The following is a 12124-nucleotide window of genomic DNA, read 5'->3' on the forward strand; positions in this document are numbered from 1 at the left end:
GTTCTTTTGCAAGTTTTTTAGCACGAGCTTCAGCACGTAATTTGTTTTTTAATCTAACTACTTTACGCATTTTTATCCTTTATTTAAACTATTTTTATAATGATAATTTTTATGAATTGTGCATATATATTTTTGCAAAAATACATGCTGTTTTTCTTATGTTATTTTACTATAAAAAGTCTTAAATCCTTCATATTTTTTAATCTTCCAAATTTTTATTTCGATACCTATGAATATACTTTAAAAATTGTAATTAGCATCTATATAATAAATTATAATTTTAATTAACAAGCATTTAAGTAGGAGTAAGTATGAAAAAAAACTTAGAACAAAAAATTGCAGACAAAATTATCAGACAGTCATTAGATAAGATTATGGATGATCGTTTTGGTAGATATTCAAAATACGTTATTCAAAATAGAGCTATTCCAGAAGCACGTGATGGTCTGAAACCAGTTCAACGTAGAATTTTATATTCTATGTTGGGACTTGGTTTAACTCACGATAAACCATATAAAAAGTCAGCTCGTGTTGTAGGGGATGTAATTGGTAAATATCACCCACACGGTGATTCTTCAGTTTATGAAGCTATGGTTAATATGTCTCAATGATGAAAAATCAATCACCCATTACTTGATATGCACGGTAATGTCGGTTCTATTGATAACGACCCTGCTGCCGCTATGCGTTATACAGAGGTTAGAATGTCGCCTATTGCTGAATATGTTTTAGGTGAAATTAAAAAAAATCCAGTTAAGTTTGCTCCTAACTTTGATGATTCAGAAATTGAACCAATAGTTTTACCATCATTATTCCCTAACTTACTTGTTAATGGTGCTTCAGGTATTGCTGTAGGTATGGCAACTGAAATGCCCCCACATAACTTAAATGAAATTATTGATGGAGCTATCTACAGAATTACAAATCCATTTTCACATTTTGATGAAATTTCAAAAATCGTTAAGGGTCCTGATTTCCCAACAGGTGGTGTAATCAAAGGGAACAAAGGTATCTTAGAAGCGCTTGAATTTGGAAACAATACAAAAAACAAAATCAGATTGTTTTCTAAATACACAACTTCTGAAGATGAAAAACATAAATATATTGAAATCACAGAGATTCCTTATGGTGTAGTGAAGTCGAAATTAGTTTATGAGATTGACAAAATTATTAAAGATAAGTTAATTGATGGAATTACAGAAATTAAGGATCAATCAGATAGAGATGGAATTAGCATTTTAATTACTTTAAATAAAAATGCTAATGAACGTAGTATTTTAAATTACTTACTTCAAAAAACAAATATGCAAGTTATTTATACATACAACAATACTTGCATCCTTAAAAATGAACCTGTTACACTTGGTGTAATTGGACTTCTAGATGCTTACGTAGCTCATGTTAAAGATATTAAAGTTAAGACTTTAACATACGATTTAGAAAAACTTAAATTACGTTTAGAGCTTGTAGAAGGGTTTATTAAGGTTTCAGAAATTTCAGATGAAGTTATTGCAGTTATTAGAAGATCAGAAGGTTCTAAAGCTGGTGTTATTCAAAACTTAATTAAAGAGTTTGGATTTACACAAAATCAAGCAACAGCTATTGCTGAAATGAGACTTTACCGTTTATCTAAAACAGATAAGCAAGCCTACTTGAATGAAAAAATACAATTAGAAAAAGACATTAAGAAAATTTCCAAATTGCTTATTGATCCAAAAGCGTTTGATCAATACATTATTGAACAATTAATGGAAATTAAAGTTAAATTCGGAACTCCGAGAAAAACTCAAATCGAAGATCAAGAATATGACTTTAGCTATGATCAAACTGATTTAGTAAAAGAAGAAATTCTTAACATTGGAGTTTCAAGAGCAGGATACATCAAGAGATTTTCACAAAAAGTTCTTGATAGTAATAAGATTGAAAATTATGGGCTTAAAGATGATGACTATTTAGTTTTCTTCGGAAAAGTAAATTCATTACACAACTTAATTTTTATTACAGCTCAAGGTAACTACATCGTGTTCCCTGCTTACAAAATTCCAGAAGATAAATGAAAAGACAATGGAACTCACTTATCTGCTTATGTAGATATCCGTGTGATGGATGAAATTGTGGGAGTGTTTGAAGTTTCGGATTGAAATATTTTATCTTACATTGCTCTAGCGACAAAAGATGGATATGTTAAGAAAACTGTGCTTAAGGATTTTGAAGTTTCAAGGGTTAATAAAATTTACAAAGCTATTAACATTGAAAAAACAGATGCAGTTGTTAATGCTGTTATGACAGATGGAACAACTAATGCAATCATTATTACTGAAAAAGGTAATGTAACTAAGTATTCTGAAACTGAATTACCTCAATTTGGAACTAAAGCAAAAGGTAATAAAGGTGTTTACTTATCACTTGATGATAAGATAGCTGCATTTACTTGTGCTAAATCAGATCAAATGGTTGGTATCTTATCAACTAACGGTCAAATTATCAAAATTAATTCATCTAAATTACCATCTGTACCTAAAAACATTAAAGGTAAACCTTTAATAAAAGATAATAAGAAATTTATTCCATATGTTTGTGAACCGATTAATGATGAATCAGTTATCTACATTAAAGATGATTTTGAGCACACAATTATTGAATCAGTCAAATCATATGGTGTTTCAAATGATAGTGCAAGAGTTTACAATATAGATGTTCCAAGTATTTACAAAATGTCATTTAATGTTAAATATTTTGACAAAGATTATGCAATTGCACAAAACTTATTCAGCCAAGAGCAAGTGAAAAAAGAAAAAGATCTATTAGAAAAAACAGATGCTGTTGTTTCTAATGTTTCGAAAAGTTTAGATGACATTTTAAAACGTATTGATGAATTAACTAAGAGTACAAAGAAATAATATCTCAGCAATGGGATATTTTTTTATTTGCAAAATTTGATTAAAAAAAGAATAGCTATTTTTTAGCTATTCAATTACTAATTCATCTAAACTATTTTATTCTTTAAAGCAATTATTGCACCAATCATTGAGAATAATGGTCCTAAGAAAATAGAAATTATGTAAAGTACCATTACAGCTGTATTTTGTGATGAAACTCTTATGGCTCCTATGATTACAAGAATAAATCCTGTAAGTCCTGTTGCAAAAGATATAAATCCAAGAATACCAAAAACTATAAAGTATAATACCATGAATGCTGCAACATCAGAATAGTCTTTTTCATAAGTTCCATCACCTGAATCTGTTATTGTTGCAGATACACCAGCAACTGCTACAGAGAATAAGAAAATAACAACTGCAAAAACTATGCATAATAAAAGGTTTACAATTGATAAAGCTAAAATAGGTTTAGATAAATTGCTTTGTTGTTTGTTCATAATAACTGATGTTTCCTTTTTATCCTCGTTATATTTTAACAATATATCATATTAATTATATATTATTTGAGTGCGTTTAACTAATTTAATGGAATAACAGTTATTTTGTAGGTTGTTTGTGATTTGTTGATATCAATTCTTGTTGATTCAGTAGTCATTTTGTAACCTTCCGGAACTAATTTAGCTACGTCATAGTAGTAATAGTAATTAGGCAAGTTAGTTGTATTTGTGAAAATAACTTCATCATTATCATTCACAAATTCAAATGTGTATGGGATCATAGTAACAGGAGCACGTTTTTTGGTGATAGTTATATTTATAGTTTCTGTATCATCTAGAGCATAAGTGCTTTTGTTATATTCATATTCACCAGTCTTATATTCTTTAGGTAAATTCTCATCATCTACTTCAAAAAATTGAATATATTCATCAGCATCTATTGAATGCATATAGGAGTGAACAATTTCATTTTTGTATAAAAAATTAATTTTGACTTCTCTTTTAGGTATTTCGTAGTGTCTATTTGAATTTTGCACAGTAATAACGATTCTTGCTATAGTCACACCTAAGCCACAGACCATTAAAAATGACGCTCAAATTATTCATATTAAGGTTTTCTTATTAATTTTCTTTTTCATATCGATCCTGTTAGTTAATAAATTTAATTATAAAGATTTATGAGATTTTAAGTTTAAAAAATAGACTTTTTAGTCATTTTTAAAAGAATATTATGCAAAAAATTAACATATATAATATATTAATCATGAGTATATTCGATTTAAAAGCAGACTATAAACCACAAGGTGACCAACCTAAAGCAATTAAAGAATTAGCAGAGGGTGTTAAAAAAGGAATTACTGACCAAGTTCTTTTAGGAGTAACAGGTTCAGGAAAAACTTTTACTATTGCTAATGTTATTAAAGAGGTTAACAGACCTACTATTATTTTGTCTCATAATAAGACTTTAGCAAGTCAGTTATATAGTGAGCTAAAGTCATTTTTTCCTAATAATGCAGTTGAATATTACATAAGTTACTTTGACTATTTCAGACCTGAAGCTTATGAACCAAGTACTGATGTTTATATTGAAAAGGATTCTAAAACTAATGAGCAAATTGAAATCTTAAGAATGAGTGCAATTAATTCATTAATTACACGTAAAGATGTAATTGTTGTGGCCAGTGTTTCGGCTATTTATGGAGCACTTTCTCCTGCAGTTTATAAAGATTCATTCTTTAGATTTTACAAAGGTCAAGAAATTGGGTTGAATAACTTTATCACACAACTTATCAAAATTAAATATGATAGAAATGATATAGACCAGTCTCCTGGAGATTTCACGGTTAAAGGTGACACGGTAATTGTTAGACCTGCTGATTCTGAAAATCATGCAATTAGGATTTCATTCTTTGGAGATGAAATTGAAGATATTGCAACAATAGATCCACTTACAAAAGAAGTCTCTAAAAAACATAATATCTATGTACTTTCGCCTGGAGATGAGTATGCTACAGATAAAACTGTTTTTGATAAGATAATTCCAAAAATTGAAGAAGAATTAGCGCAATCAATTGCAAAGTTTGTTAAAGAACAGAAAATTCTCGAGTCTGCTAGATTATCACAAAGAGTCAAAAATGATATTGACGATATGAAAGAATTTGGTACTTGCAAAGGTATAGAGAACTACTCAATGTACCTTGATGGCAGAACTTTTGGTCAAAGACCATACACAATTTTAGATTACTTCCCTGAAGACTCATTAATGTTAATTGATGAGTCACATATGTTTATTCCACAATTAGGAGCAATGTATAAAGGGGATAGATCAAGAAAAGAAAAGCTGGTTGATTTTGGTTTTAGATTACCATCTGCCTTCGATAACAGACCTTTAATGTTTAATGAATGAGAAACCGAATTTAAGTTTCCTAGAATTTATATTTCAGCAACACCGGGTGATTATGAACTTGAAAAAACTGAACCAAGTAATATTTCAAAACTTTATGTTCGTCCAACAGGGTTAGTTGATCCTGAAATTATTATTAAACCAAAGGAAAATCAAATTGAAGACATCTATGACACCATAATAAAACAAAGAGAAACTGGTGAAAAAACAATCATTTTAACAGTCACAAAAAGAAGTGCTGAAGAGTTATCGACTTACTTAATTGAGCACGGAATTAAAGCTGCTTACATTCACTCAGAACATAACACTTTTGTAAGAAATGAAATTATTAGAAAGCTTAGAAAAGGTATTTACGAAGTTATTGTCGGAATTAATCTTTTACGTGAAGGTATCGATATACCTGAAGTTTCTAGGGTTCTTGTTTTAGATGCTGATGTAGCTGGATTTATGCGTAATGCAAGAAGTTTAATTCAGATTACAGGTCGTGCAGCTCGTAACGCAAATGGTAAAGCAGTTTTCTATGCTGACAGAATCACCGAAGCTATGAAAATTTGTATGGATGATAACGAAGAAAAAAGACGTATTCAACTTGCTTACAATGAAAAACACGGAATTGTACCTAGAACAATTATAAAACCTATAAGTGAACCAATTCACGGTCACGATATTACAAATGCTGTTGAAGCTATTTTGGCTAAACAAAACAAAACTAAATCAGGCGACAAAATCGATAAGAAAGCTAAGCAAGAAATTATTGACGACATTAGAAATCAAATGAATCAAGCTGCAAAAGAGCTTGATTATGAAAGAGCTATTGAGCTTAGAAATATATTATTAGAATTACAAGAAACACAATAGAAAGGAGTATTAAATGAGTAAAGAAAATTTATTAATTATTCAAGGAGCTAGAGAAAATAACCTTAAGAATATTGATTTAACTTTGCCTAAAAATAAGTTAATTGTATTTACAGGTCTTAGTGGTAGTGGTAAAAGTTCACTTGCGTTCAACACAATCTATGAAGAAGGAAGAAGAAGATATGTCGATTCTCTTTCATCTTATGCAAGAATGTTTTTAGGAGGGACTAAAAAACCGGATGTTGACAAAATCGAAGGATTAAGTCCATCGATTTCAATTGAACAAAAAACTGTTCATAATAATCCTAGATCTACTGTCGGGACAGTTACTGAAATTTATGATTATTTCAGATTACTTTTCGCAAGAATTGGTAAACCATATTGTCCTACACATAACATTGAAATTTCAACTCAGACAACTAAAGACATTTTAAATTCAATTTATGAACAAGAACCTAATTCAAGACTTGTTATTTTAGCCCCATTAGTTGATGGAGAAAAAGGAACACACCAAAATCTTTTTGAAAAGCTTAAAAAAGAAGGTTTCTTAAGAGTTAAAGTTAACGGTATGTATATGATGCTTGATGAACCTATTGATTTGAACAAAAACAACAAGCACACTATAGAATTAGTAATTGATCGTGTTAGATTAACTGAAGAAAATTACAATAGAATTTCACAAGCTTTGGAAATTGCAACTGAATATGCAGATGGATTAATTAAGGTTGAAAATGTTGACTTAGATAAAACATTTATTTTCTCAAAAACATATTCTTGCATCTACAAAGATTTCAATATGCCTAAAATTGAAACAAGATTATTCTCATTCAATGCTCCATATGGAATGTGTGATAACTGTAAAGGTTTAGGTCTTGAATTTAAAGCTGACTTTGATTCAATTGTTCCTGAACCTTGAAGATCAATTAACGAAGGTGGTATTGAATATTTCCAAAATACAGTCAATACCCAAAACCTTGAATGACAAGAGTTTGATCAACTTTTAAATTACTACAATATAAATAAAAACACACCTATTGAAGATTTATGAGAAAAGGAGCTTGAAATAATTAAATATGGTTCACACGAACCTATTGCTTACACATTAGTTTCTTCATCAAATAACATCATTAGAAGAGAAAAAGAAATTGATGGTATCTTAACTAAGATTGAAAAAATGTATTACGAAACTACTTCAGATAGAAGAAGAGATTACCTTAAAAAATATATGGGTTCATTCACTTGTTCAGTATGTAAGGGTTCAAGATTGAATGAATATGCATTAGCAGTTAAATTAGATAATAAAAATATTTATGATTTTATTGCTTTATCAATCGAAGATTCACTTGAAGCGGTTAATAAATTAATTGATACATTAAATGATAATGACAAGCAAATTTCATCATTAATTACAAAGGAACTAATCGACAGATTAAGCTTCCTTAAAAATGTAGGTCTTGACTATTTAACCCTTAACCGTAGTGCTGAAAGTTTAAGTGGTGGAGAAGCTCAACGTATTAGATTAGCTACTCAAATTGGTTCAAATTTAACAGGTGTTTTATATGTTTTAGATGAACCATCAATTGGATTGCATCAAAAGGATAACTTAAAACTTATTGATGCACTTAGAAAAATGGTTGATATTGGAAACACATTAATTGTTGTTGAACATGATGAAGACACAATGTTTGCATCTGACTATATCGTTGATATAGGACCAGAAGCTGGTTTAAATGGTGGAACAGTAGTTGCTCAAGGTACTTTAGATGAAATAGTAAAATCAAAAAATTCAATTACAGCTAAATATTTATCTGGTGAATGAAAAATCGAAGTTCCAGCAACACGTAGAGGTGGCAATGGTAAACAAGTTACTATTTATGGAGCTAGAGAAAATAACCTTAAAAATATTGATGTAACTATTCCTCTAGGTAAATTAGTTGCAGTAACTGGAGTTTCAGGATCGGGAAAAAGTACATTAGTTAATGAAATTTTAGTTAGAGGAATTCAACATTCACTTGGACTTAGTGAAGGTTTAAATCACAAGAAAGCTAAATTTAAAACTATTTCAGGCCTAAATAACATTGATAAAGTTATTGCAGTTTCTCAGTCACCAATTGGAAAAACTCCAAGATCAAACCCTGCTACTTACACAGGTGTATTTGATGATATTAGAGAAATTTATGAAAACATTGAAGAATCAAGAATTAGAGGATATACAAAAAGTAGATTCAGTTTCAATGTACCTGGTGGTAGATGTGAAAAATGTTCAGGAGATGGTTTCATAAAAATTGAAATGCATTTTTTACCTGATGTTTATGTGCCTTGTGATCAATGTGATGGTCAAAGATACAATAAAGAAACACTTGAAATAAAGTACCACAACAAAAATATTTCTCAAGTTTTAGATATGAGTGTTGATGAAGCGATTGTATTTTTTGAACACAGAAATAAGATTATTGACAAACTTCAAATCCTACAGGACGTAGGTTTAGGTTACATTAAGCTTGGGCAAATGTCAACAACTTTAAGTGGTGGAGAAGCACAACGTGTTAAGTTAGCAACTTACTTGCAAAAGAAACCAACAGGTAAAACAGTTTATGTCCTTGATGAACCAACAACAGGATTACATACTCACGATGTTAAGAAATTAATTCATATTCTTAATAGAATTGTTGAAAACGGTGACTCAGTTATTGTTATCGAACACAACTTAGACGTAATCAAATCTTGCGATCACATTATCGATTTAGGACCTGATGGAGGAGTTCACGGAGGACAAATTGTTTCTCAAGGTACACCTGAACAAGTTGCTGTAAATCCAAGAAGTTACACAGGTCAATTTCTTAAGAAAATTTTGTAATTAAAAACTTAATTAATTTAATAAAATTAAATTACAAATTTTAAATTTCAAGGAAAATACTGAATGAATAAAGAACGTAAAAAAATTAATGTCAAGAAAATCATTGATTTCTATGATTTAAAAATCATAAATGGTGAAAATCAAGAATTGGTTTATAACGACATTTATCAACCTGCAATCAAACGTGTAGGGTTAGAATTAGCAGCTAATTATTTAAATGACAGAATTAACAAAAATGTTATTGCTTGGGGAACTGCTGAATCATCTTGATTTTTTGAAATAGGTAAAACTAAAGCTTACCAAGCTATAGAGTGTGTTATTTCACAGCAACCTCCACTTGTTATTTTGTCTAAAGGGTTTAATAAACCTGCGATTAACTGAGTTGTAGATATAGCGAACAAATATAAAGTTCCAGTTGCACTTGTTAATATGAGTACATCTTACATATCAACAAACATCGGTTCATATTTAAATAACTACTTTGGAGAAGTTACACAAGTTCACGGAACATTAGTTCTTATTGGAGGAACAGGTGTGCTTATTACTGGAGCTAGTGGAGTTGGTAAATCTGAAGCTGCTTTACAATTAATTCAGCAAGGTGCAGTTTTAATTAGCGATGATGCTGTGTTGATTAAAGATAACGGAAACATTTTTATCGGATCATCACCAGAAATTACACGTAATTTTCTTGAAATCAGAGGTATTGGTTTAGTTGATATTAAAAAACTTTATGGAGTATCAACTGTAGCCAAATCATCAATCATCGATCTTGTTATCGAACTTGTTAAACAAGATGGTAACAGTGAATTCGATAGATTAGGTGTTGATTATTTAGAATATCCAATTTTTGGACGTTCAATTAAGAAAATGCAAATACCAATCAAAGAAGGGGGTTCAGCTGCTTCATTAATTAGAGCTGCTGTTAATACTTACTTAGCTAGAAATGATGGTATGAATGTATTAGATGAAATTTATGAAAGGACACTATTAGAAAATGAATAATTCAGCATATCCTGCTTGAGTACCTGATTCTCCAATAGCAGAGGGTACTTCAACAATCTTATTTAGTATTGGTTCCTTTCAAATGCACCTTTACTCATTTATGATTATGTTAGGTTTTATCCTATCAATTCTTACTGTTTTCTTCTTCTGATATAAAGAAGGCTGAAATATAGATATCTTATTTGTGATAATTTTAATCACAGTTCCTGCTGGTATCATTGGAGCTCGTTTAGGGTTCGTTATTGAAAGACTTATTTATCAACCTGATAATCCATTCCCTAACTCGCATTGATACGCAATTTGACAAGGGGGATTAAGTATTCAAGGGGGAGTTGTTCTAGCTGCTTTCCTTGATATAGTTTACTTATACACAAAGAGAAAAGATGTTGATCTGAAAAAAGCATTTGGATACATTCTTCCAGCAGTTTTAGTAGGACAATTTGTTGGACGTTTTGGAAACTATGCTAACCACGAGGTTTATGGAAAAATAGACTGAACCGGTTCATCAGTATTAGTATTCGGAAAATCATTTGCTTCAAATATGTACATTTCTGACTCATTAACTACAAGTATGGGTCTTGAAGGTGCTTACAGATATCCATTATTCTTATACGAAGGATTAGCAAACTTAATTGGTTACATTTTAATTTGTTGAGTTGTTAACTACTTTGGATTATTAAGACCAGGGTCAGGTGGAGCTTTATACTTAATTTGATATGGTATAACTCGTGCTGCAATGGAACCTTTACGTGAAGAATCATATAACCTTTATTCAGTAGTTGCGATCTTATTCATCATCGGTGGTGGATTGGCACTTGTCTACTTTGAATTCTTAAGAGGAAATTTATATGTAAGAAAATTAGAAAAATACAAATTTGTATTTGAACATAAAAATAAAGAAGCTTACTTAAATCACGTAAACATCACAAGTTTTAGCTACTTATTTAGTAAATTATGAACTAAAAGACCCGTAGCTTAATTTAGATATATCCAAGCAATTGGATATATTTTTATTTTGCTAATTTTGATGCTTAATCAAACTAAAATTTATTTAGCTCAATTAGCAAAAACTTACTTTTTAACCTATATAAGTAGCAAATTTGTATTTTTTGATAAAATCTACTCACATTTAACAATGATTTAAAAAGTTATAAAATTTAAAACTAAATAATTAGTTTTTAAGGAGAGAAGCTATGAACGAAATTTATGATCTTGTGATTATTGGTGGAGGACCTGCTGGATTAAATGCAGCTTTATATGCATCAAGAGCAAACTTGAATGTTGCATTTATTGAAAAAGGTGCTCCTGGTGGTAAATTATCATCAACTGCAAAAGTTGAAAACTGATTAGGTATATCTGAAATTGAAGGCTGAAAATTAGCTCAAGAATTCTTTGACCATGCTAAAGAATATGGAGCTAAATATCTTTACGGTACAGTTACAAAAATTAATAACTTAGGTAAATATGATAAAGAAATTGTTTTATCAGATGGTTCAGTTGTAAAAGCTAAATCAGTTTTAATTGCAACTGGAATGATAAATAGAAGACCAACTTTCATACGTGAATATGATAGATTTGAACACTTTGGAATTAGTTACTGTGTTGTTTGTGATGCTCCATTATTTGGTAAAAATCCATCGGTAGTCTTAGGTGATGGAAATTCAGCTGTTGAAGAATCAATTTACTTATCTAGAATTGCTAGTGAAGTTAATTTAGTTATCAGAGATGAAACATTCAAAGCTGATAAAGTTTTAGTTGAAGAATTATTGAAGCAACCAAATATTAAAGTGTTTAAAAATTCACAAATAGTTCAGTTATTGGGCGATAGACAACTTGAAGGGGTTGTTATTAAAAATAAAAATGGTGAGCAAACAGAACTTAAAGTTTCATCGTTTTTCCCTTACATAGGATTTGAATCGTCTGCGTGATTTGCTCAGGATTTAGGAATACTAGATGAAAAAGGTTTTATTGTTACTAACGATAAAATGGAAACAAATGTTCCAGGAATTTATGCAGCAGGCGATATTAGACAAACAAAAGTTCGTCAAATAGTTACGGCAGCATCAGATGGTGCAGTAGCCGCTAGAAGCATAATTGATTATTTAAGTTAATTTGCAATTTAAAAGAA

8 protein-coding genes are annotated in these 12124 nt (G+C 30.0%); 6 read left to right on the forward strand and 2 right to left on the reverse strand.

The annotated features are described in order from the left end of the window. The first annotated feature begins 311 nt into the window (after window positions 1-311). The gene (locus tag VBN07_RS02760; RefSeq protein WP_323177742.1) at window positions 312-2900 is read left to right on the forward strand and encodes a DNA topoisomerase (ATP-hydrolyzing); all 2589 of its coding nucleotides are present in this window, start codon (window positions 312-314) and stop codon (window positions 2898-2900) included. 86 nt (window positions 2901-2986) lie between these two features. Here the strand turns inward: VBN07_RS02760 and VBN07_RS02765 are convergent, their stop codons facing one another. Together VBN07_RS02765 and VBN07_RS02770 are read right to left on the reverse strand one after the other, a co-directional pair. Further along, window positions 2987-3379, reverse strand: coding sequence for a hypothetical protein (locus VBN07_RS02765; protein ID WP_257089038.1), 393 nt, complete (start codon window positions 3377-3379; stop codon window positions 2987-2989). Window positions 3380-3459: 80 nt separating this feature from the next. Beyond that, window positions 3460-4017 (reverse strand): hypothetical protein, encoded by a 558-nt coding sequence (locus tag VBN07_RS02770; RefSeq protein WP_323177743.1) that lies wholly within the window; start codon window positions 4015-4017, stop codon window positions 3460-3462. Between the two features lie 125 nt (window positions 4018-4142). Here VBN07_RS02770 and uvrB point away from each other — a divergent pair, with 125 nt between their 5' ends. The 5 genes from uvrB to VBN07_RS02795 all read left to right on the forward strand — a co-directional run bounded on the left by uvrB (window position 4143) and on the right by VBN07_RS02795 (window position 12107). Beyond that, the gene (gene uvrB, locus VBN07_RS02775) at window positions 4143-6140 is read left to right on the forward strand and encodes an excinuclease ABC subunit UvrB (RefSeq protein WP_323177744.1); all 1998 of its coding nucleotides are present in this window, start codon (window positions 4143-4145) and stop codon (window positions 6138-6140) included. A gap of 13 nt (window positions 6141-6153) precedes the next feature. Next, the gene (gene uvrA, locus VBN07_RS02780) at window positions 6154-8994 is read left to right on the forward strand and encodes an excinuclease ABC subunit UvrA (protein ID WP_323177745.1); all 2841 of its coding nucleotides are present in this window, start codon (window positions 6154-6156) and stop codon (window positions 8992-8994) included. A gap of 63 nt (window positions 8995-9057) precedes the next feature. Then, window positions 9058-9996 carry an HPr(Ser) kinase/phosphatase gene (hprK, locus tag VBN07_RS02785; RefSeq protein ID WP_323176713.1) on the forward strand — a complete coding sequence of 313 codons (939 nt, stop codon included), beginning with the start codon at window positions 9058-9060 and terminating at the stop codon, window positions 9994-9996. Next, window positions 9989-10975, forward strand: coding sequence for a prolipoprotein diacylglyceryl transferase (gene lgt, locus VBN07_RS02790; protein WP_323177746.1), 987 nt, complete (start codon window positions 9989-9991; stop codon window positions 10973-10975). Before hprK ends, lgt begins: the two co-directional genes overlap by 8 nt. 214 nt (window positions 10976-11189) lie before the next feature. Continuing rightward, a complete protein-coding gene (locus VBN07_RS02795; protein ID WP_323177747.1) occupies window positions 11190-12107 on the forward strand; it encodes an NAD(P)/FAD-dependent oxidoreductase in 918 nt (305 codons plus the stop codon). The last annotated feature ends 17 nt before the right edge of the window (window positions 12108-12124 follow it).

The organism is Mycoplasma sp. 4404 (assembly GCF_034863325.1).
Lineage (GTDB): Bacteria > Bacillota_I > Bacilli_A > Mycoplasmatales > Metamycoplasmataceae > Mycoplasmopsis.